The sequence below is a fragment of the Enterococcus rotai genome (genome assembly GCF_001465345.1).
Taxonomy (GTDB): domain Bacteria; phylum Bacillota; class Bacilli; order Lactobacillales; family Enterococcaceae; genus Enterococcus_L; species Enterococcus_L rotai.
Genome location: NZ_CP013655.1, coordinates 2,420,628 through 2,443,719 on the forward strand (window position 1 = coordinate 2,420,628; position 23,092 = coordinate 2,443,719).

Sequence of the window (23,092 nt, forward strand, 5' to 3'; positions counted from 1 at the left end):
GTCCGAAATGCCAATCTTAGTTATGTTTTATCAGTTATTATTTTCTTTCTTATAGTCCTCTTTTTTCTTTTCTTCTTTTTTCTCAGAAGAAGAAGGCGTTGTCGTACCTGGATTTGAAGCTGGCGTTGTGGTTGCATAACGTCCCCAGTAAGCACTATAGTTAGCATCTGTTCCACCGTATCCAAATTTATATTGGCTTTTAGGTGCTCCATCTTTTGCATAGAAGGATTCAACATTTGGACCAGGAGCTGTATAAGTACCGCCATTATAAGTAAAAGTACCAGGTTTTTCTCCTGTAAAGCTAGATACATTTGATTTAATCACATCTTTTGAAAGGGTGAATTTCTCACCTGCACCAAATAGATCAGGTCTGACCGAATAGATGGCATTTGCCAGATTTGCTAGATAAGCACTATTTTGATCACCACTATTTGGACTCATTGCAGTGGGAATATCATAGCCTGTCCAAGAACCTAATGTAATGGTTGGTGTAGAAACGACTAGCCAAGCATCTTTATAAGCATTTGTGGTTCCTGTTTTACCAACCCAGTCAACATTTGCAAAGGCTGGATTGAGACCTATAGACATATTTTTAAAGGGTGTTGTTATCTTAGAATCTAAGACGGAGCGCATCAGGTCATTCATGATTGATGCTGTTGCTTCAGAATAGACTTGAACAGGCGCATTTTTATGCTCATAAATCACTTTGCCGCTATTATCCGTGATTTTTTCGATCATATAGCCTTTTTGATATTGCCCTTTGTTTGCTAGGGCTTGGAAACCATTTGTTTGAGTAAGGACGGTTGTTTCAACTGAACCAAAAGGAGCTGATTCGTACGCCCAAGCCTCACTTGCAGGGTAGTTCATTTTACTTAAATAATTATTGTAAGAGAAATTGTCGTCACCCATTTGTGCTTTCATTGCTTCATTTAGATGATAGACAGGAATATTATACGACCATTCTAACGCATGACGCACCGTATCAAAGGTGTTCGTTCCAGAATTTGTGGCATTAGTCAATTCTCCGCCAGTTTTATAAGACATTGGATAATTCGCTAAGCGGCTTTCTGAACCGATCATTCCTTGGTCAATAGCAGGACCATAAACGGAGATTGGTTTGATTGTAGAACCAACTTGGCGGACGGTATCTAAGGCATGGTTACTTTGGCTGACATTAAAGTCACGACCGGCGATAAACCCAATAATGCGCCCCGTTTTGTTGTCCATCAGAACATTTCCAGTCTCAACGAAACCAGCACCAAAGCCATCGTCTAGCATATAGCCAAAATTTGCGACCGCATTTTGCATAGTATCATAAACTGTTTGATCGATGGTTGACTGAATTGTGTACCCACGATTTTGAATTTCTTTCCGTGCCTGGTCTTTATATTGGGAAAGACCCAGTTCATCTAGTGTTTCTTTTTTCACACCAGCTTTTTCTATATTGATATCCATTACAACATTCGTTGCTTGTTCTAAAACAGCATTATAAAGATAGCTTTCAGTGTTTTGATTAGACGCTTCTTGTGGTTGGAAATCTTGTTTTAAGTCATAGTTTTTAGCTGTTTCATATTCTTCCTTTGTGATTGCTTTTTCGCGATACATGCTAAACAACACAAAATCTTTTCGTTTCATACCGTATGCAAGATTCTCATCCGCTTTTAGAGCACCAGTGTTACTATAAGGCGTGTAAATGATAGGGCTTTGCGGTAGACCGGCAATAAAGGCTGCTTGAGGAAGTGTCAAATCATTGGCACTTTTACCAAATAGACCTTTTGCGGCTTCTTCAACGCCTGCAATATTTTCACCTTTGTTGTTTCGACCAAAAGGAGAGACATTTAGATAGGTCGTAACGATCTCATCTTTTGAAAAATATTTTTCGATGCGAAAAGCTAAGAGTATCTCGTTGGCTTTTCGTTTGAACGTTGTTTCATCCGTTAAGATTTGTTGTTTGACTAGTTGTTGCGTTAGTGTTGAACCACCAGATGAACCGCCCATCCCTGTTGCATCTGAAACAAGGGCACGAATCACGGCTTTGGGAACAACACCTTTGTGTTCTTCAAAGTACTCATCTTCAGTAGAAATAATCGCTTTTTTCAATAGTGGGGAGATGTGCTCTCCATCAACTCTGGTTCTAACTAAGTCGGATTTAATCATAGCAATATTCGTACCATCGGCGTATGTCATTTTGGAAACCTCTGTGATATCGCTGATTTCCGTCTGAAGTTCTTCTTTAGTCGGTGGCTGAGTATCTTCCACTAGAAAAGCAAAATACCCCATACCAATACCCATACCTAAGGCACCGCCTAATAGTAGGAGAACAACTGCAAATACAAATAAAGATTGTAGTACACGAATTACGACATTTATAATTAAAAAAATCTTTTTCTTTTCTGGTACCTTCTTAGAATGTTGTTCCGTTATACGGGAATTATCCTGATTGTCCAAAAGCTTCACCTCAATAAAATGATACATTCCGTGATATTATAGCAAAAAAAAGCTATAATGAACAGTTGTTCAGGTATTTATAAGAACTTAATCGAAAAAACTTAATATAAATCGGGATCAAAAAGGTCAGCGTAGATCCATATAAATGGGTGACGTATTGTTCAAGTTCTATTATTTTGACGTGTTTTCTTCTACTCTAAATAATACGATTTTTTTGATCAATGCTAGTTGTAATTCTTGATCCAAAGGAAATTGAATGGCCCCTTTACTTGTTTTAAAGGTAGTCAACTCATTTTTAAATGCTTCAATAGCACTTGGAGTGGGATAAAAGCCAATATGGTTTTTAGCATTCGCAAAGTGGACTAAGTTACCGTTTAAATAGAATGTGGGCATTCCATAAGACATTTTTTCTGTAGCTTTTGGAACAAGTTCTTTAATGGTAGTATACAGCTGTTGTAATTTCTCTTGACGATCTGCTGGCATTTTTGCGATATAGTCTTCGATAATAGTCATCATGGTCCCTACTTTCTGTTGAAATATTATGTTTAGTATACCATGATGTAGAGAATGATGGATTTCTTTTGATCAAAAACATAGAGAGTGAAAGAAGTAACCGTTTTATGGTACACTATCAGTGCATCTTAGAACAGAATGAAAGGCTGAATAAAGTGGAGAAATCGATTGTTGAAAAATTGAACTTAATGCGTTACACCAATAAAGCGATTGTCAATCGTCCAAATAACGAATACTTACCTGAACTAAAAGAAGCACAAAGCCAATTTCCGATAGAACCAGTCGATTTACTTTTTATTTTTGTAGAAACGATGGCTGAGTTTAAAGCAGTTGTAATGAGCGTTATCCAACAACAATTACTGAATAAAAATGGGGTGCTTTTTGTGGCATATCCTAAAAAGGGGAACAAAGTATATCAAACTTTTGTTCATCGAGATGAAATATTTCTAACTCTTCAAGTCAATGAAGAGGACGGCTATATAGCAAATAGCACTTTAAAATTTAATCGAATGGTTCGCTTAGATGAGTCATTTACAGTGACAGGAATGAAAAATATCGAGCGAAAAGCAACTGGATCATCAAAAGCTGCCAGTAGTGGTCGTGTAGAAGACTACCTACAATTTATCCCAGAAATAGAATCTTTTATTGCAAATTATGAAGAAGCAAGAGTCTTATTTGATCAGCTAACGCCTGGATACAAAAAGGATTGGGCTAGATATGTATATAGTGCCAAACAAGCAGCAACGCAAGAGAAAAGAAAGCAAGAAATGATTGAGATTTTAGGGAAAGGTTTCAAGTCTAAAGAACTGTATCGTCAATTTCTGGCTAAAGAAAGGAGGAAATAATTTGGAGGAAATAGAAGAGTATGTAGAAAATATCGACGAAAAGTGGCAAGAGTCCTATCAAAAATTAGCTGGAATCATTGCTGAAAATATACCAGCTGGCTTTGATTTACGATTACAATATGGAATGCCGACATATGTCGTACCCTTAAGTGTGTTTCCATCAGGTTATTTAGAGCGAAAAGACGAACCATTGCCGTTTATCAGTTTAGCTGCTCAGAAAAAGCATCTATCTTTGTATCATATGGGGATCATGGGAAATAAAGAATTACTAGCTTGGTTTCAGGAAGAGTACAAAAAAGTTGTTCCAACTAAGCTGAATATGGGAAAAAGTTGTATTCGTTTTAGTAATCCTAAAGTTATTCCTTATGAGTTGATTGGGGAATTAGTTAGTAAAATTTCGGTAGACGAGTGGGTTGCTAGCTATACTCGTTTTACGGCGAAGAATAAGAAGTAGAGCGTGTTTTTATAGAAGCAAAAAGATTGTTTTTTCTGTTTGTTTCACGTACTCTTTTTAAGAATGAAATAGTTTATGTTTATTTGTAGTTGGCGGATGTTTAAAAATACAAGGTGAAGCAAAGCGGAACGTTGTTACCATGTGTTATCTAGCTTCAAGAGCTAGCGTCTCGAGAAAAAGATAAAAACTGAATGAGGCAAAAAGCACCTCAGTCATTTTTTCCTATTTTCCTGTCGAAGCTGAACGAGCTCTTTCAGCTTTTATTGTTATCTAGCTACGCGGACTAGCCTTTCGGGAAAAAGATAAAAATGGAGTGAGACAAAAAAGCGTCTCAATCAATTTTTCCTATTTTTCTGTTAGAGCTGAATGAGCTCGCTACGCTTTTATTGTTATCTAGCTACACAAATCAATCCTTAGGAAAATAGATAAATTGTCAGTGAAATAAAGAGCATTTCAATGCCAATTTCCTAATTTTCTACAGGATTAAACAATTTGTTCCGCTTTTATTGTTATCTAGCTAGGCGGGCTAGCTTTTCGGAAAAAAAGATAAAAATGGAGTGAGACAAGAAAGCGTCTCAATCAATTTTTCCTATTTTTCTGTCAGAGCTGAATGAGCTCGCTACGCTTTTATTGTTATCTAGCTACGCGGGCTAGTCTCTCGGAAAAAAGATAAATTATAAATGAGGCAAAAAGCACCTCAGTTATAATTTCCTATTTTTCAGTCGAGCCTGAACGAGCCCGCTACGCTTTTATTGTTATCTAGCTGCGCGGGCTAGCTCTTCGGAAAAAAGATAAAAATAGAATGTGACAAAAAGCGTCACAGTCAATTTTTCCTATTTTTCTGTCAGAGCTAAACGAGCCCGCTACGCTTTTAAATTTAGGAGGGTTATTATGTTATTAGGTTCACATGTTAGTATGAGTGGTAAAAAAATGTTATTAGGTTCAGCGGAAGAGGCTACGAGTTATGGTGCAACGACTTTTATGATCTATACGGGTGCACCGCAAAATACGCGCCGTAAGCCGATTGAAGAGATGAATATTGAAGCTGGTCAAGCATTTATGGCTGAGCATGATTTAAGTAATATTGTGGTTCATGCACCTTATATCATTAACTTAGGGAATACGATCAAATTAGAAAATTTTGGCTTTGCAACGTCATTTTTACGTCAAGAAATCGAGCGTGCTCATGCATTAGGAGCAACACAAATCACATTGCATCCAGGTGCGCATGTGGGCGCAGGTGTGGATGCTGGCTTGAAACAAATCATCAAAGGGTTAGATGAAGTGTTGTGGAAAGAACAAGTACCGCAAATTGCCTTAGAAACAATGGCAGGTAAGGGCACTGAGCTCGGTCGAACCTTTGAAGAATTGGCAACGATCATTGAAGGGGTTAAGCTAAATGAAAAGCTATCAGTGACAATGGATACTTGTCATATTAACGATGCAGGCTATAACGTAAAAGATGATTTTGATGGAGTGTTAGAAGAATTTGATAAAATTATTGGTTTAGATCGGTTGAAGGTAGTCCATGTCAATGATTCTAAAAATCCGATGGGTTCACATAAGGACCGTCATGCCAATATTGGTTTTGGCACAATTGGCTTTGATGCGTTAAACAAGGTTGTTCATCATGAAAAATTAAAAGATCTACCTAAAATTTTAGAAACACCGTATGTTGGTGCCGATAAAAAAACAAGTAAAGCGCCATACGGTTACGAAATCGCAATGCTGAAATCACAAACGTTTGATCCAAATCTATTGGAAAAAATTGAAGCCCAAAATTAAAAGCTGAACAGGCTCGTTTAGCCCTGACTGAAAAATAGGAAAATTAGAGGGTGACGTTTTTTGTCACAATCGGATTTTATCTTTTTTCCGAAGGGCTAGCCCGTAAAGCTGGATAAAATTAAAAGCTGAACAGGCTCGTTTAGCCCTGACTGAAAAATAGAAAAATTAGAGGGTGACGTTTTTTGTCACAAGCGGATCTTATCTTTTTTCCGAAAGGATAGCCCGTAAAGCTAGACAAAATAAGTAGAAATCGTCTTTCAGAAATTTCTTGTGAGGAATATGACAAAAGACCTTTTCTTTTTGGTCTGTTTCTAGTAAAATGGTTTCTTGAGAGTAATTTAATAAATTAGGGATAAATAATCCCAATAAAAATTAGAAATTGAAGTTCAATAGGAATAGTGACTGCAACTTTTATCCAGCAGAAGTTCTTATTCAACTTTTCTAGTAGAAAGGAGAGATTTATATGTCAACAGGTTTAGTAGTGTTAATCGCGATTATCGCTTTATTAGCAGGTGCAGCAGGCGGATTTTTCCTTGCGCGCAAATATATGCAAGATTATTTTAAAAAGAATCCTCCCGTTAATGAGGAAATGTTACGAATGATGATGATGTCTATGGGACAAAAACCTTCTGAGAAGAAGATACGTCAAATGATGCAGCAAATGAAGAACCAAGGAGACAAATAGGTTTTTTACATTGCGATTCAGATTTCAAGAGCACAACGGGCTGATTTTTTCAGCTCGTTTTTTTTGCACTTATTTTTTAATAAATGAAAGGAGTTGTATTGAGATGGGAAAACAACAAATGAAAGATGTGAGCGCACAGTAGTCAATTTAGAAGAGGAGAATGATACATGTCTATATTTAAAAAATTAGGGTGGTTTTTCAAACAAGAGAAAAAAAGTTATGTTATTGGGGTCTTTTCATTAGTGATGGTTGCACTAGTGCAGTTAGTTCCGCCGAAGGTGATCGGAATTGTTGTGGATAAAATTGCCGACAAAAATTTAACGATCAAACCAATTTTATTTTGGATTGGCATTTTATTAGCTGCGGCTGTTGCACAATATGTTTTTCGATATATTTGGCGAATTTATATTTGGGGTAGTGCAGCAAGACTGGAAAAAGATTTAAGACGGCAATTATTTCATCATTTTACAAAAATGGATAGTGTTTTTTATCAGAAATATCGAACCGGTGATTTGATGGCTCATGCAACAAATGATTTGAATGCGATTCAAAATGTTGCCGGAGCAGGGATTTTGACTTTTGCGGATTCCTTGATCACAGGTGGTGCCACGATTGTTGCCATGATTTTATTTGTAGATTGGCGTTTAACGTTGATTGCTTTGATTCCATTACCCTTATTAGCGGTAACATCAAGAGTTTTAGGGTCAAAATTGCATGATGCTTTTAGAGATTCACAAGCGGCATTTTCAACGATTAACGACAAAACCCAAGAAAGTATCACTGGGATGAAAGTTATTAAAACATTTGGACAAGAAAAAGAAGATATTCAAGATTTTACAGAGAAAATTGATGATGCCATTGTTAAAAACAAACGAGTTAACTTTTTAGATGCTTTATTTGATCCGTTTATTACGTTGATCATTGGGATTTCATATGTATTAACAATTATTATGGGTGGACGATTTATTATGGAAGGCACGATTACGATTGGGCAGTTGATTTCTTTCATAAGTTATATAGGAATGCTCGTTTGGCCAATGTTTGCAATTGGTCGCCTGTTTAACGTGCTGGAGCGAGGAAATGCTAGCTATGATCGTGTCAATGAATTATTGCATGAAAAGACTCATATCATTGAAAAAAAAGATGCCATCCAAACACCAGCGAAAGGTCAGCTCTCAATGGAAGTTGCGCAGTTCACTTATCCTAAAGATGACCATTCAACTTTAGAACAAATTAAATTTACGGTGGGTGTTGGTGAAACATTAGGAATCGTTGGTAAAACGGGTGCCGGAAAAACAACGATTTTAAAATTGCTGATGCGTGAATATGATCATTATCAAGGGCGTGTGACATTTGGCGGTCATGATATCAAAGATTATTCATTGGATGCTGTGATGCATTCAATTGGCTATGTTCCGCAAGATCACTTTTTATTTTCAATGACAGTCCGAGATAATATCCGTTTTGCAAATCCAGATTTTACCGAAGCAGAAGTGGAGCAAGCCGCAGAGATGGCGTTTATCAATAACGAGATCAAAGCATTTCCTAAAGGGTACGATACCTTGGTTGGAGAACGTGGAGTTTCGTTATCTGGTGGACAAAAACAACGAATCTCGATTGCTAGAGCATTGATTGTTGATCCTGAATTATTGATTTTAGATGATGCTTTATCAGCCGTGGATGCCAAAACAGAAGAAGCCATTCTTTCTAATTTAAAAGAAGCTAGAAAAGAAAAAACAACGATTATTGCAGCTCATCGACTAAGTAGTGTGATGCATGCCAAAGAGATTATTGTTTTAGATGAAGGAAAAATTGTTGAACGTGGTACTCATCAAGAGCTATTAAGAATAGCTGGCTGGTACAAGCGGATGTGGGATAAACAACAATTAGAAGCGAAAATTGAAGGGAGTGAAGCATAATGGAAGAAAAATATGAATCAGAGTGGACAAAATCAGTTCCCATAAAAGAACAAATTTCAATTGTTAGACGGTTGCTAAAATTTGCGCGTCCATTTCGTGGTACCTTTTTAATTGCAATTTTATTTGCTTTGGTGCTTGCTGTTATTAATATTCTTTTGCCAAGGATCATTCAATTGTTTATGGATGATTATCTAACGCCAAAAACGGCGACGAACCAAGTAATTCTCTTTTTTGCTGGTTTATATCTATTTGGTGTGATCGTTAAAAGTATTGTCTGGTTTTTCCAATGGTTTTTATATTCAACTGCTTCATTGAAAACCTATCAATATATTCGTGTGAAGTTATTTGAAAAACTACAAACTTTGGGTATGCGCTACTTTGACCAAACACCAGCAGGTTCAATCGTTTCTAGAGTTACGAATGACACAGAAACGCTATTTGAATTTTGGTATGTCTTTTTAATGGTGTTGACAGGAATCTTTGCGGTAGTTTCCTCATTTATTGCGATGTTTCAAATTAATGGGAAAATTGCGTTGTACAACTTGATTTTCTTACCTATTCTTTTGATTGTGATTTGGTACTATCAAAAATTTAGTTCTAGAATTTATCGTAGTATGCGGGAAAAATTAAGTCAGTTAAACACTAAATTAAATGAATATATTTCTGGTATGCAGATCATTCAGCAATTTAGACAAGAACGTCGTTTAGAAAGAGAATTTGAAGAAACCAATAATGATTATTTGCGTACGCGTTTTTCAATGATCAGAACGAATTCACTGCTTTTAGGGCCAATCATTAACTTTTTATATACACTGGCGATTGGTTTGACATTAACCTTATTTGGTTATGATGCGTTGCACTCTCCTGTTGAAGTTGGATTGATTTATGCGTTTGTAACGTATGTTCAAGCATTTTTTAATCCGATGACACAAATGATGGATTTCCTCAGTGTCTTTACCGATGGCATGGTTGCAGGCAGCAGGATTTTAAAAATCTTTGATAATGAAGAGTTGACGCCACAACAAAATAATGGTGCGAATGCGGAAATTATTCGTGGAAAGATCGAATTTCGTAATGTTAGTTTCTCTTATGATGGTAAAAATAAGGTGTTAAAGAATATTAGTTTTATTGCAAATCCTGGTGAGACTGTTGCGTTGATTGGTCATACAGGAAGCGGTAAAAGCTCAATCATCAATGTTTTGATGCGTTTTTATGAGTTTTATGAGGGTGAAATTTTGATTGATGATCGTGATATTCGTGAGTACCCATTACCAGAGTTAAGAAAAAAATTAGGGCTAGTTCTGCAGGATGCCTTTATGTTTTATGGTGATATCGCTGGGAATATTCGGATGTTGAATCCAGAAATTACCGATGAGCAAATCAAAACAGCAGCTGAATTTGTTCAAGCGGATAAGTTTATTGAAACCCTCCCAAAAAAATATCATGCAAAAGTGATTGAAAGAGGTGCAAGTTACTCAAGTGGTCAACGTCAGCTGATTTCATTTGCTAGAACAATCGTAACGGATCCAAAAATTTTAGTATTAGATGAAGCAACAGCAAACATTGATACTGAGACAGAAGGCTTGATTCAAGAAGGGTTAGCGAATATGCGTCAAGGCAGAACAACGATCGCCATTGCCCATCGTTTATCCACCATTCGTGATGCTGATCTGATTTTGGTCTTAGACAAAGGACGGATTGTAGAACGTGGCAATCATGATAACTTATTAGCTCAGAATGGTTTATACGCAGATATGTATCAGTTACAAAATAGTGAAGGTTAAAAAGAAAGACTTAGAAGTAACTTGCGAGTTATTTCTAAGCCTTTTTTTCTTATTAAAAGTAAGAGAAAAAGAGATGTTATCTAGAAAAAAGCGTGCTATAATGGGAAACGAAAAGTAGCATGCTGAACATCATTTTGTTTTTAAATGAACAAGATTATTGGGCAGAAATGTAGACAAGCAACTAGTTAAGTTGTAAAGTAAATGTACTTGAAAAATTCGGAGGGTGAAAAATTTATGTATGATGTAATTATAATTGGAGCTGGACCAGCTGGTATGACTGCCGCTTTATATGCGTCTCGTTCTAATCTGTCAGTATTAATGATTGAACGTGGAGCACCAGGAGGTCAAATGAATAATACGGCTGAGGTTGAAAACTATCCAGGTTTTGACTCGATCATGGGACCTGAACTGGCTTATAAAATGTACGAAAACGTTGAAAAATTTGGTACTGAAAATGCATACGGCATTGTAATGGATATCAAAGATCAAGGTTCTTATAAAGAAGTGATTTGTGATGATAAAACCTATCAAGCTAAAACAGTGATCATTGCAACAGGTTGTGAACATCGTAAATTAGGTGTTAAAGGGGAAGAAGAATTTGCAGGTCGTGGTGTTTCTTATTGTGCGGTTTGTGATGGCGCCTTCTTCCGTAATAAAAAACTTTTAGTGATCGGCGGCGGCGACTCAGCAGTTGAAGAAGCGATTTATCTAACTCAATTTGCATCAGAAGTTGTAATCGTGCATCGTCGTGACGAATTGCGTGCACAAAAAATCATCCAAGATCGTGCGTTTGCTAATGAAAAAATTTCTTTTGAATGGAATACCGTTTTAGAAGAAATTGTTGGAAATGATATGGTTGTAACGGGTGGACAATTAAGAAATATCTTGACAGATGAAGTGAAAGAAATCGACGCGGACGGTGTGTTTATCTACGTCGGACTTGATCCATTGACTGAACCATTCAAAAAAGCTGGATTAACAAATGCTGAAGGCTGGATCGAAACAGATCAAGATATGAAGACAAGTATGCCAGGTGTTTTTGCCATTGGGGATGTCCGTGAAAAAACATTACGCCAAATCACGACAGCGGTTGGCGAAGGCGGAATTGCAGGCCAACAAGTGTATAAATATATTGAAGATATGACAGAGGCGGAAGAAGTTAAATAATCAATCCTTTTATTGAAGCATGATTATTCTGTTGACTGACCAAGATCTAGGTCAAAGCTTGATAAGTTTTGACTTAGATCTATTTTTATACGATTAAATAGGAGTGAATGGGATGAGTCTTAATGTAAAAGCAATCGAAGAAATCGTCAATAATGAAAAAAATGCGGGCGGATTTTCCGAGTTGATTCGTGATTTTAAAAAGATCGGCGTTGAGAAATATGAGTATTTGGTAGAAGCGGGCGTCTATCGCTACTATGATGAGGCGTCATCTATTGAAATCCAACTGAATGGTAAACCTAAAACGGTTGCTGTGACAGAGTCTTCTGCAGAAATAAAAAATGCAGTTTTAAAAGCACAAGCAGGTGACATTACCTTTGAAGAATTCACAGAGCTTGCTGGAGTTGCAGGAGTAGCTTATTGGCGGACAGATTTAGTGGCTATGCAGGTGGATTATTTTGGTCAAAGTGGCGAAATTTTGTTAAGTGAACCAATTCCAGAAGTTTAGATTGTCCCTTTCGGATTAGGAAAGCAATTATGTTAATAGTGATGAGAAATGACGTCATCATTTTTTATCACTATTGTTATAGTAACTGAACAGAAGATACTGATTAGACGTTACTCGTCTTTTTTATTAAAATGAGTCACTACTTTTCTTTCACGATCTAACTTTTCGATTTTTGCTTGTTCAGCTTCCATCAGACGGATAAATTCTGTAAAAAAAGCGTGGAACAAGTGACCGCTTGCGTAGTATTCTTTGATTACTTTTTTCTTGTTGATCGGGCCTGTTCGGAATTGGAAGAAATGATCTAACACAGCAAGAGGTTCTTGCCAAGACTGTAAATGATCTAATAAATCTTGTAAATCAGTAATATCTTGATAGGGGATTGCTTTGAGGTTATGTAGCTCTTTTTTCATAATGGTTCTCTCCTTTTTTTTGAAGCGCTGAATTTCGTGCTTCAGCGCTTTTGAATGTACGCAGTGACGTAGGCAAATTTTTGAGGTAAAACAAAAAAACGTTATTGGAGCAATCAGTGAGAAAAAGTTGCTTTGAATCACGAAGAACAGAGTGATTTGATGATGAAAAGTACAAGGACTATGAAATAGTCGTTGCTTCTTCTTTATCTAATCAAATGTTCAATGTGCGATTATCACTTTTTATCGTCCTAAAACTACCAATACCGCCATCAATTATCTAGAAAAAGTGTGCAGACTTTATAAAGTACATGATTTTAACAAAATGGACTAGAAAATTCCAGTAAAATTAGGTACAATAAAGAATGCTAGGACTTTGTGCTAGCAATTGGCAACTTGTATAGATAGATACCACTGTCTATGCAAGGCTTCATCAGTTGGTTGTCGCCAAGTGATGAAGTGCCTTTTTTTGTTTTAATTTGAAGTGAACCTCCTTTACTTGAATTTGTAGAATAGAAAAAACGATATCAGGAAATTTCCCAATATCGTCAACAATAGTCTCTAAAAATCATCTACCACTTCTACTCAAACAACCCAAAAGTTAACAAACCTATAGCAAAATAGGAAACTTTAGGTGTAATAAAAGAAGCTAGTACATGTTACTAGTACTATTGGCAACTTGTTTGGGCAGATACCACTGTCGTTACAAGGCTTCGATTATCTGGTTGTCGCCAAATAATGAAGTGCCAATTTATTTTATATTCTGTTTTGAACAGCTTGCTTAAAGAGGAGCTGTTTTCTTCGTTCTATTCTACTTTCTAAGTATATACGAAAAGAATACGAACACGCAACTTAATTTTTCTCGTAACCCCTATTAAATAACACGAAAAAGTGCTCCCTTATATATAAGATAAAATAACAGAAAAAAATATTTTTATTATGCAAATTGTAAGTCATCGACTTGCAATTTTTTGTTGTACAATGAAATTTAAGTTAGAGGTATTTTTAAATATGTGATTTACTTCCATTTTTTATTAAGATATACTTGATATTAGGGTTGAAAAAAATATAAAGGAGTATGAAAAAATGATTGATATTAATGCTGGTGAAATTCAAAATCAGGCAACCAAGATTGGTCAAGCCAACGATAAATTAACAATCTCCCAAACGGTGACTTTTTCTTCTGGGACAACGGTGCCAGGAAATAGTTTAGCAAACAGTACTTTTGAAAAATTAAAAAGCTCTTCCTCAACCATTCAACAACTGTTAAACCGTGATACTGCCAATATTCAAAGTGCAGTTGCGGCCTTTAAACGAGCGGATACACAAGTTCAACAACTGTTTAAATCACCTTTATAACAGGTTCTAGATGAACGAGTGTACCCAGTTTTTATACGAGGAGGAAACAATGAAAGAGGAAGAGATTCGAAAAAGACGAATAGAAAATGAAGAAAGACAAGAAGAAAACACCGAAGTAACGATGTTATTAGAGCGGAAAATAGAAGATTGCGGTCAATTATATGCAAGTGAACGTCATCATAATGAACGAGTGATGGCTTATTTTTACCGACAAGAAGAAGGCACTTTTTTTGAAGAGATCATTGAAGATGCCCGAATCGAAGAACGTCGATTTTTTGAGGAAATAACTGACGGACAAGAAACGTTAGCCAAGAATAAAAGACAATTAGAAGAGCAGTCCGAAACCTTGTATGAAGCAGAATTACAAGCGATCAGAGAGGAGGAAGATGCCCATGGTCAAAATGGTGATTGGTGAAGTTCAAACCCAAACAGAACAAATCAAAGCATTTGGTAAAACATACAGCCAGGCACTGGAATCTGTCTCAAGCGCAACCCAAGGTATTCTCTTGGTTGTTGGCATGAGCGGTCAAGGAATGGATAGTATAAAAAACTATATTTCAAGCACGTATCCAGCTTTGTGTAAGGCCGTTATCCTCCACAGCGAAGCAACAGTTCAAGCCAATGAGCAATATTTAGAGGGATACACGTCGCAATGCGGCAGTGAAGATTTGGATTCAGAGGAATTACAAGATCAAATCAACGAAGCAGATAGATTAATTCAAGGGTTTCAATCCTCAAAAGACAGCTTTGCCCAAGCGAAACGAGGATTATCAGAAGACAGCTCAAAATTGATGGGGATGATTTTCCAAGCTGCGATCAATAATATGGATGCAGGAATTACCCGAAATCAAGCGAAGAAAGCAAAAATAGAAGAAAAACTCCGTAAGTTTTTGGCATTTTGTGAAAAGTCTCCGAGCTACTTCGATGGGCTGAAAGGTTCAGAAGAACTAATGACAAAAGGGATGCAGGCGCTAGGCGTTGACGGTTCAGGAAATGTTGGCGCAGGAAGTTGGAATGGCAAAGGATTTTCTTTAAAAGATACTGCTTGGATCAAGGATGTAAATAAGAATTGGAATGATCGCGTTGAAAGACGGGATAAACAACTATTAGAGGGTTGTAAGATTATCCGTGTCTTTGATGATAGATTTGGAACAGATCGCTACATGATTGAGAAAAATGGTTATCGTTATGCATTGAATGAGGACGATTTATCAGCAGATTTAAAGAAATTAATCAAAAAATACGGCTTAGATGTGTTAGAATTAAGTCCAACAGAGATGACAAAACGAGTCAATGATTTCCAGAAAAGTGGACGAGATTATTTTAGTGGTGATAAAGTTGGAATGCCAGGCTTTGGTGCTTTAGCACATGGACAAGATTTTATGGGGAAAATGCAAGAATCAGGTCTGTGGGATGCGATGTGGGCGCTTGGATTGACAGGAGCTGCGGTGAGGAATGCGCAGATTTATGATAAGAAAATTAGCGGACCCAAAATGAATAATAAAAATACAAATGATTTTGCTACAGAATTATTTTTACCAGATGAGTATTATAAAAATAATTACTCACCTATGGATGGCATTCCTAATAGTAGAATGGAATTTAACAGGTTAGGCTCTAGTGGTAGTATTGAGAGATCTATTGTAATTTATGACAGTCAAGGGAAACAAAGTATGAGAATAGATTTTTCAGATCATGGTAATTCTCTCCATCATACAAATCCGCACATTCACGAATATAACTGGTTTGATAGAGGAAGAGCAGCGAATGAAACAAAATATTTCTTAGATGAAAATGGCCTATTTAGGCCTGGGACAATAAATAAAGATACTAATACCATTCAATTTTTAGATTAAATATGTTAGGAGAGTAAATTAATGAAAAAATATATCAAAAACTATGACAAGGTACAAAATAAGAGAGATATTGAATTAGGGTGGTATGATAAACAAATCATGCGAATAGATTTTTGTATAGAAGAGAATATTTTTAATGAAAAGCGTACAATCTTGAATGTAGATACTAAAATTGCTAATAAGACTAACAAACAAATTTTGCTAGAAAAGTTTAGATTTGTAAATGTGAGAAATTTATCTTTAAAAGAAGTTAACTATTCTCCCATCGATAGTCTTATTATAGAAGATATGAAAGATACTGGGCGTGACTATTCTGAGGATATGCGTTTTCATGTACATGATGATAGTGGTTATGGTGAAAAGGAAGGATATAACTATATTAGTTTCTATTGTGAAAGCATCGAGGCAATTGACTTAGTAGAATTTCCTTATTCAGATTTCTGAATTATGAATAAAGGAAGTTGTGGACGTTGTAAATCTTATCATGAAGTTAGTGTATATGGTAAAGGTTCGTTACAAAATTAAAAAATATGAATTATTAAGCGGTGCTAGTACAAAATTGCTAGTACCGTCTTTTTCATAAAAAATAAATTATTAAATGTACTAAAATTAAGTCCAACAGAGATGTCAAAACGAGTGAATGATTTCCAAAAAAGTGGACGAGATTATTTTAGTGGTGATAAAGTTGGAATGCCAGGGTTTGGTGGTTTCGCACATGGACAGGATTTAGCAGGAAGGGTGCAGGAATCCGGACTTTGGGATGCGATGTGGGCAGTTGGATTAACTGGCGCTGTGGTGAGGAATGCGCAGGTTTATGGTAAGAAAGCTGGTGGTGTTGATATTCCAAATACAGATGTTGGAGTGGTTCAATCAAGGCTTAATTTAGCTGAAAATCCAACAAGATTTAGTCCTTCAAATAATGCTGGAATGAAACATGTTAGAGATAGACATTTTGATTCCGATACTGAAAAATGCTGGACAATTTTCAGTATCGGAATCAAAATTGAAATCTATACTGCAATCAAAAAAAGTTGTAGATACTCCTGTAGTTAATTTAGGTGAAGGGAGATTTGAAAGAGTAGTAAATATTGGCGAAAACTTAGGAACTGTAAAACCTAGTTTAGGTGGAGAAAAAACAACTTGGTTAAAAGTAATAACAGATAAAGCGGGAAATATTATCACTTCTTTTCCGATACCCAAACCATAGGAGGTTATTATGAATAAAAGTATTATAAAAATTTATGATAGTTTTGATAAAAGTGAGTTAAATATATTTTTTGATAATCTAATTAAATTTGTAAATAAATATGATTCTGAATTTCAAAAACATACGTCATTGGAATATTTAAACTCAATAAAAAAATTTAAATCGCAAGATTTTATTTTGGGTCATTCAGATGACAGCCTTGAGCTTGGTATATCTTTTTATAAAAAGAAAATTGAAGAAAATCAGGATGAAGAAGCTACTTGTAATCAAGTTTCATCGTTAATATGGGCTTTAAGCGCATATATGACTGATGAACTGTGCCCAATCTGTTCTGAAAGTAATTTAAGGTTGACAGTAATGAAGCAAGAGGAAAATCAAATTGTGAAATTTTGTGATGAATGTCTCTCGACCATTATTAATGATAACTATGTTAAAATCGAAGGAGAATTAATTCCAGCATCTAAAAAAATGGTGGAATCATATTTGGAAATTTAATAATTATTTACTATCTGATTGGCGTCGGATAGTAAAGCCTTGACTAGTAAGCTGTAACTCGCTAATCAAGTTGCCAATAGCTAACAAAAGCTAGCTGTATTTATCGTACAAAAATTCATAGATAAACGATTGAACTGTATCAGTGAAGATGGACTGATGCAGTTTCTTTGTTTATCAAAAAATACGGCTTAGATGTGTTAGAATTAAGTCCAACAGAGATGACAAAACGAGTCAATGATTTCCAGAAAAGTGGACGAGATTATTTTAGTGGTGATAAAGTTGGAATGCCAGGCTTTGGTGCTTTAGCACATGGACAAGATTTTATGGGAAAAATGCAAGAATCAGGTTTGTGGGATGCGATGTGGGCGCTTGGATTGACAGGAGCTGCGGTGAGGAATGCGCAGATTTATGATAAGAAGGTTAGTGGGGCGAATGGTACGGGAAATGGAGCAAATAGCCCCAAAAATGTTGCATTACATGAAAAATACAAAGATGTTTTAGGGATTACTGAAAAAGCTAATCCTCTCGTTGATAGTTTAAGAGAAACTGGTAGATTGCCAGATAATTTTGTATCGAAAGATTTAGCAATTGAAAAGGGATGGAGGCCAGGGAAAGCCCTAGAAAATTATGTTTCAGGAGGACAAATTGGAGGAGATGTTTATCAAAATAGTACTAAAATTTTGCCAGAAGTTCCTGGGAGAGTTTGGCGTGAAGCAGATGTAGGTTTGATAGGAGACATGTCACGTGCTAAACAACCTGGAACAAGATTACTTTACTCAAATGATGGTTTGCTCTATATAACAACAGACCACTATAAAACAATGCATTTTATTGGTAATTATTAGAAATTATAGGAGTGAGAAAATATGTGCGATTCAACAAAAAAGGAAGTTATTATAGATTTAAAAAATGTATCAACTAAAGAGAATTTACAGGTTTTATTAAAGGAAAAGCTTGATTTTCCTGATTATTATGGCGAAAACTGGGATGCTTTTTGGGATACTATAACTGGTTTAGTTGAATTACCGGAAAAAATAATATTTGAACATTGGTCAGATTTAGAAAAGTCTATTCCAGATGAAGCAAATTCTTTAAAAGAAATGCTTCATAACTTTAATAAAAAATACCCTATGATGAAATCTGAAATAAAGTATAAATAAAAAAGGTACTGTATTATTTGAGTGGTATAATAACTTCAAAAAGTTAGATTTTTTGGTCTAACTTTTTGAAGTTGATTTATGGCGTCGAATAGTAAAGCCGTGACAAGTAAACTATAACTGGCTACTCAAGATGCAATCGCTAACAAAGAGATAGCTGAATTTACTGTACTAAAAAAAATATTTAAACGGTGCTAGTGCAAAATTACTAGTACCGTTTTTTTCATAGTATGAAACAGAATTACAAGGGCTCAGAGAGGAGGAAGATGCCCATGGTCAAAATGGTGATTGGTGAAGTTCAAACCCAAACAGAACAAATCAAAGCATTTGGTAAAACCTATAGCCAAGCATTGGAATCTGTCTCAAGCGCAACCCAAGGTATTCTATTAGTTGTTGGCATGAGTGGTCAAGGGATGGATAGCATAAAAAACTATATTTCAAGCACGTATCCAGCTTTATGTAAGGCCGTTATCCTCCACAGCGAAGCAACAGTCCAAGCCAATGAGCAATATCTAGAGGGATATACGTCGTAATGCGGCAGTGAAGATTTAGATTCAGAAGAATTACAAGATCAAATCAACGAAGCAGATAGATTAATTCAAGGGTTTCAATCCTTGTTCATAAATATTATCCTGTCAATTACTACATTTAATGGTAAAATTAAAGAAAAGATTAAAAAACGATGAGCAGAAACCTGCTTAGTATTTTAATAACAATCAAAAAAGGAGTGGAATAAAAATGATGGGCTATGAAAAAGATTGGTTTATGAGACAAGTAAAATCTGCTGTATTTAATCCTTTTAAAAAAGTATCAGAAGTTCAAGTCATGCCAATGATTCAAGTGACAGATGAAGGAACTGGAGAAAATTATTCTGTTCCAATCCAAAGCTATCTTTCAGAACTAATTTTAACATTAAAAGTAAACCAAGCTGAAAACATACTATTTTCAGAATCTAAAAAAATGACAGATGAACAGTTTTTTGACTTAGGTAACTGGTTTTATGACCTCGTGGAGGAGTTATCAGATGAAGAATTAACAAGAGCTGATTTTTCAAGAACAGAAATCACTCAAGGGAGAGCAGAATTAGTCTGAGCAATAAAAAAAGCATTTTTGAATTATTTCGTTTTCTTTTGACAATTAGAAAAATATGAACTATGATGAATAAGGATTAAGAACTGAATAATTGTTAGGTGAGGCTCCTATTTGGACACATGCTGCTGCCGCGAAAGAATCGAGAGACTCTTAGTTGGTTGAACAGGAATGATCGTGAAGGTCATTCATAACGTAGCTGATAAGAAATTATCTACGCCCTATAGTGCTAAAGCTCAACGATAGAGAAACTTTTATTTAAGTTGCTATTTCACGCACACTCTATTGTTGAGTGTGCGTTTTGTTGTTTAACACAGATTGCTCAGCAATCTGATGTTAAACAGTACAAGACGACTGAAAGGAGAGTTGTAACCTTTGCTTTGAATCACTGCGACTGGCTCCGCCAGAGCAGATGATGAAAAGTACTTGGCGACCATAGGGAGTGAAGTTCCGCAAAAAGAAACAAACAGCCAGAAGAAAAACAAAAGCCAGCTAGCAAAAACTCTAAGAGTTGAAGAGCAGATGATGAAAAGTACTTGGCGACAGCAAGGAGCAGTATTCAAGATAATAAAATCACCACCTAACAAAAAATCCATCGTTCCAAAATAAAACAAAGAGAGGAAGAGCCACATGGAAGACCCCAGTCAGTCGAGCAATAAACTAAATGTCCCCTTCATCTTAGAAACGATGGAATTGAAATAATAATTCTTTCCCCTTCTATATTGGATGAAGCAAAAGGAGGAAAAGATAATGATGAACAAAAAAATAGCAGATATCAAGAAAACAACAAAAGACCAAGAATTAAGAAAATTAGCAATGTTGTCTGAACGTGAATTGATGATGGAACTTCGTACATCAGAAAAAGGACTATCTGAAGAAGATGCCAAAAATCGTTTAGAAGAATATGGACCAAATGAAGTATCAGCACAAAAACCGACTCCAGCAATTATGATGTTTTTAGAAGCATTTAAAGATCCATTTGTTTATGTATTAGCTTTATTGATGGTGGTATCAGCTGTTACCAAAGATTTTGAAGCTGCACTTGTGATGGGAATCATGATTTTAGCTAGTGTTATTATTGCCTTTATTCAAGAGTATCGTTCCCAAAAAGCGAGTTTGAATTTAAAAGAACTTATTGAAAATACAACTGCTGTGACGCGTGCGGGTCAAACGAAAGAAATTCCAATGGACGAAGTTGTCCCAGGAGATATTGTAACGCTGGCCACAGGAGATATGATACCAGCAGATGCCGTGTTGATTTGGACAAAGGATTTGTTTATCAATCAGTCGTCTTTGACAGGTGAATCAATGCCAGTCGAAAAGTTTGTGGATGCAGGAATCGATAAAAACTCAGAAACAGTTTCTGCTTTAGATATGCAGGACTTGATATTTATGGGAACGGATGTATTAAGTGGACAAGGGAAAGCGATTATCCTGAAAACTGGTCAACATACATTTTTCGGGGATATTGCTAAGAATGCGACGACCCAGCGTGGAAAAACTTCCTTTGATATCGGGTTAACAAAAGTGAGCAAATTTCTATTAAGAATGGTTATGATTCTGTTTCCAATCGTATTTTTGATCAATGGAATTACCAAAGGCGAATGGGGCGAAGCCTTTTTCTTCGCAATCGCAGTGGCTGTGGGCTTAACACCTGAGATGCTTCCAATGATCGTAACTAGTAACTTAGCAAAAGGTGCGTTAAGTTTATCAAAACATAAAGTAATCGTGAAAGAATTACCTTCTATTCAAAATTTAGGTAGCATGGATATTCTTTGTACTGATAAAACAGGAACAATCACGGAGGACAAAGTTGTGCTGGTTCAACATCTAGACCCATTAGGTGAAGTCAATAATCAAGTTTTAGATATGGCCTTTTTAAATTCTCATTATCAAACAGGTTGGAAAAACTTAATGGATATCGCTGTAATCAATTTTTATGAGGAAAACAAGAATCAAAGCCCTTATCATTCAGTGACAAAATTAGATGAAATTCCGTTTGATTTTTCCCGTCGTCGCTTAACAGTAGTTGTCAATGCAGATGGTCATCAATTTATGATCACAAAAGGTGCTGTTGAAGAGATGGAGGCCGTTTGTACACATGCGGAAATCAATGGGGAAATTGTTCCGTTAACACCTGAATTGCAAAAAAGAATGCGTGAAGTAAATATCCGAATGAACGAGCAAGGGATGCGAGCTTTAGCTGTTGCTGTAAAAAAAGATGTTCATAGTGAAGCCATTTATAGTGTCGAAGATGAACAAGGAATGACATTGATTGGTTTTATGGGGTTTTTAGATCCTGCCAAAAAATCAGCGATTACTGCAATCAAGTCTTTACATCAACATGGCGTTAATGTAAAAGTTCTAACGGGTGATAATGATATCGTTGCTAAAAAAGTTTGTCGCGATGTAGGAATAGAAGTGTCACATGTCGTACTTGGTTCTGATATCGATAATATGTCGGATGAACAAATGAAAGAAGAGGTCGAAAAAACCAATTTATTTGCAAAATTGAACCCGATGCAAAAGTCCAGAATCATCGAAACACTTCAAGGTAATGGTCATACAGTTGGTTTTATGGGAGATGGAATCAATGATGCACCAGCACTTCGTAAAGCAGATGTAGGAATTTCGGTTGATACAGCAGCCGATATAACAAAAGACGCTAGCTCAATCATTTTACTGGAAAAGAGTTTGAACGTTTTAGAAGATGGTGTGATCGAAGGTCGAAAAGTTTTTAGCAATATGATGAAATATATCAAGATTACCATCAGTTCAAACTTTGGAAATGTTTTTTCAATATTGATCGCAAGTGCCTTTTTACCATTCTTACCAATGCTTTCGATTCAATTATTGATTCAAAATTTGATTTATGATATCGCACAATTGGCTATTCCTTGGGATAACGTTGATGAGGAAGATTTACTGAAACCTGTGCGTTGGGAAACAAATGGCCTGATGAAATTTACTTTGTGCATTGGTCCAGTAAGTAGCATATTTGATATCATGACCTATCTGGTGATGTGGTTTGTTTTCAGTGCAAATACAGTAGGCAGTCAACATTTATTCCAAACTGGTTGGTTTGTAGTCGGTTTAGTGAGCCAAACATTGGTTGTTCAAATGGTCCGGACAAGAAAACTCCCATTTATACAAAGTATCGCATCACCTGCTGTGATTCTTTCTAGTTTAGGCGCAGTGGGCTTAGGATTATTGATTGTCTTGACACCAATTCGAGAGGTTTTCGACTTTGTGAAACTTCCAGCTAATTATTGGGGCTGGTTCATTTTGATCATTGTACTATATTTGATCACAGTAGAATTTGCTAAACGACTATATATTCATATCACTAAAGAGTGGATTTAATTTAGAAAAATACTGATTTTATTTTTAAGAGACAGCTGATTTAACAAATGGAAG

Annotated in this window: 23 protein-coding genes and 1 riboswitch; of the genes, 20 read left to right on the plus strand and 3 right to left on the minus strand. The window is 35.9% G+C overall.

What is annotated here, in order from left to right:
- Positions 1 to 30: 30 nt before the first annotated feature.
- Positions 31 to 2,475: a transglycosylase domain-containing protein gene (locus tag ATZ35_RS11290; RefSeq protein WP_208927320.1), complete on the minus strand. Its 2,445-nt coding sequence runs from the start codon at positions 2,473 to 2,475 to the stop codon at positions 31 to 33.
- A 144-nt stretch (positions 2,476 to 2,619) separates the two neighbouring features.
- A complete protein-coding gene (locus tag ATZ35_RS11295) occupies positions 2,620 to 2,961 on the minus strand; it encodes an iron chaperone (RefSeq protein WP_208930475.1) in 342 nt (113 codons plus the stop codon).
- 107 nt (positions 2,962 to 3,068) lie between these two features.
- Between ATZ35_RS11295 and ATZ35_RS11300 the strand changes: the two genes are divergently transcribed.
- The 8 genes from ATZ35_RS11300 to ATZ35_RS11335 all read left to right on the plus strand — a co-directional run bounded on the left by ATZ35_RS11300 (position 3,069) and on the right by ATZ35_RS11335 (position 12,105).
- Positions 3,069 to 3,806 carry a YdeI/OmpD-associated family protein gene (locus tag ATZ35_RS11300; protein ID WP_208927321.1) on the plus strand — a complete coding sequence of 246 codons (738 nt, stop codon included), beginning with the start codon at positions 3,069 to 3,071 and terminating at the stop codon, positions 3,804 to 3,806.
- Between the two features lies 1 nt (position 3,807).
- A complete protein-coding gene (locus ATZ35_RS11305; RefSeq protein ID WP_208927322.1) occupies positions 3,808 to 4,260 on the plus strand; it encodes a DUF1801 domain-containing protein in 453 nt (150 codons plus the stop codon).
- Between the two features lie 891 nt (positions 4,261 to 5,151).
- A complete protein-coding gene (locus ATZ35_RS11310; RefSeq protein ID WP_208927323.1) occupies positions 5,152 to 6,045 on the plus strand; it encodes a deoxyribonuclease IV in 894 nt (297 codons plus the stop codon).
- Positions 6,046 to 6,508: 463 nt separating this feature from the next.
- A complete protein-coding gene (locus ATZ35_RS11315; protein ID WP_010760812.1) occupies positions 6,509 to 6,730 on the plus strand; it encodes a YneF family protein in 222 nt (73 codons plus the stop codon).
- 167 nt (positions 6,731 to 6,897) lie between these two features.
- Positions 6,898 to 8,649 carry an ABC transporter ATP-binding protein gene (locus ATZ35_RS11320; protein WP_208927324.1) on the plus strand — a complete coding sequence of 584 codons (1,752 nt, stop codon included), beginning with the start codon at positions 6,898 to 6,900 and terminating at the stop codon, positions 8,647 to 8,649.
- A complete protein-coding gene (locus ATZ35_RS11325) occupies positions 8,649 to 10,433 on the plus strand; it encodes an ABC transporter ATP-binding protein (protein WP_208927325.1) in 1,785 nt (594 codons plus the stop codon). Before ATZ35_RS11320 ends, ATZ35_RS11325 begins: the two co-directional genes overlap by 1 nt.
- 234 nt (positions 10,434 to 10,667) lie before the next feature.
- Complete coding sequence (gene trxB / locus ATZ35_RS11330; RefSeq protein ID WP_208927326.1) at positions 10,668 to 11,600, plus strand: thioredoxin-disulfide reductase; 933 nt, start codon at positions 10,668 to 10,670, stop codon at positions 11,598 to 11,600.
- 112 nt (positions 11,601 to 11,712) lie between these two features.
- Positions 11,713 to 12,105: a DUF1398 family protein gene (locus tag ATZ35_RS11335; protein ID WP_208927327.1), complete on the plus strand. Its 393-nt coding sequence runs from the start codon at positions 11,713 to 11,715 to the stop codon at positions 12,103 to 12,105.
- A gap of 110 nt (positions 12,106 to 12,215) precedes the next feature.
- On the opposite strand, the gene ATZ35_RS11340 is transcribed toward ATZ35_RS11335, so the two are convergent.
- Complete coding sequence (locus ATZ35_RS11340) at positions 12,216 to 12,515, minus strand: hypothetical protein (RefSeq protein WP_208927328.1); 300 nt, start codon at positions 12,513 to 12,515, stop codon at positions 12,216 to 12,218.
- A 1,083-nt stretch (positions 12,516 to 13,598) separates the two neighbouring features.
- Between ATZ35_RS11340 and ATZ35_RS11345 the strand changes: the two genes are divergently transcribed.
- From ATZ35_RS11345 to mgtA, 12 genes are all read left to right on the plus strand, one after another.
- Positions 13,599 to 13,871 (plus strand): TIGR04197 family type VII secretion effector, encoded by a 273-nt coding sequence (locus ATZ35_RS11345; protein WP_208927329.1) that lies wholly within the window; start codon positions 13,599 to 13,601, stop codon positions 13,869 to 13,871.
- Positions 13,872 to 13,920: 49 nt separating this feature from the next.
- Complete coding sequence (locus tag ATZ35_RS11350) at positions 13,921 to 14,286, plus strand: DUF3958 family protein (protein ID WP_208927330.1); 366 nt, start codon at positions 13,921 to 13,923, stop codon at positions 14,284 to 14,286.
- Complete coding sequence (locus tag ATZ35_RS11355; RefSeq protein WP_208927331.1) at positions 14,258 to 15,727, plus strand: T7SS effector LXG polymorphic toxin; 1,470 nt, start codon at positions 14,258 to 14,260, stop codon at positions 15,725 to 15,727. Before ATZ35_RS11350 ends, ATZ35_RS11355 begins: the two co-directional genes overlap by 29 nt.
- A 21-nt stretch (positions 15,728 to 15,748) precedes the next feature.
- Positions 15,749 to 16,171: a hypothetical protein gene (locus tag ATZ35_RS11360; RefSeq protein ID WP_208927332.1), complete on the plus strand. Its 423-nt coding sequence runs from the start codon at positions 15,749 to 15,751 to the stop codon at positions 16,169 to 16,171.
- A 192-nt stretch (positions 16,172 to 16,363) separates the two neighbouring features.
- Entirely contained in the window at positions 16,364 to 16,780 is a 417-nt protein-coding gene (locus ATZ35_RS11365) for a hypothetical protein (protein ID WP_208927333.1), read from the plus strand.
- 163 nt (positions 16,781 to 16,943) lie between these two features.
- Positions 16,944 to 17,429: a hypothetical protein gene (locus ATZ35_RS11370; protein ID WP_208927334.1), complete on the plus strand. Its 486-nt coding sequence runs from the start codon at positions 16,944 to 16,946 to the stop codon at positions 17,427 to 17,429.
- Between the two features lie 167 nt (positions 17,430 to 17,596).
- Positions 17,597 to 18,274: a ribonuclease domain-containing protein gene (locus ATZ35_RS11375; protein ID WP_208927335.1), complete on the plus strand. Its 678-nt coding sequence runs from the start codon at positions 17,597 to 17,599 to the stop codon at positions 18,272 to 18,274.
- Positions 18,275 to 18,295: 21 nt separating this feature from the next.
- A complete protein-coding gene (locus tag ATZ35_RS11380; RefSeq protein ID WP_208927336.1) occupies positions 18,296 to 18,589 on the plus strand; it encodes a barstar family protein in 294 nt (97 codons plus the stop codon).
- A 263-nt stretch (positions 18,590 to 18,852) separates the two neighbouring features.
- Positions 18,853 to 19,119: an LXG domain-containing protein gene (locus tag ATZ35_RS11385; protein ID WP_208927337.1), complete on the plus strand. Its 267-nt coding sequence runs from the start codon at positions 18,853 to 18,855 to the stop codon at positions 19,117 to 19,119.
- Between the two features lie 205 nt (positions 19,120 to 19,324).
- On the plus strand, positions 19,325 to 19,678 hold the full coding sequence (locus tag ATZ35_RS11390; RefSeq protein WP_208927338.1) for a DUF6483 family protein: 354 nt from the start codon (positions 19,325 to 19,327) through the stop codon (positions 19,676 to 19,678).
- 83 nt (positions 19,679 to 19,761) lie between these two features.
- Positions 19,762 to 19,930, plus strand: a riboswitch (M-box (ykoK) riboswitch).
- Positions 19,931 to 20,101: 171 nt separating this feature from the next.
- Positions 20,102 to 20,284, plus strand: a complete 183-nt coding sequence (locus ATZ35_RS11395) for a hypothetical protein (RefSeq protein WP_208927339.1) — start codon at positions 20,102 to 20,104, stop codon at positions 20,282 to 20,284.
- 141 nt (positions 20,285 to 20,425) lie between these two features.
- On the plus strand, positions 20,426 to 23,038 hold the full coding sequence (mgtA, locus tag ATZ35_RS11400; protein WP_208927340.1) for a magnesium-translocating P-type ATPase: 2,613 nt from the start codon (positions 20,426 to 20,428) through the stop codon (positions 23,036 to 23,038).
- The last annotated feature ends 54 nt before the right edge of the window (positions 23,039 to 23,092 follow it).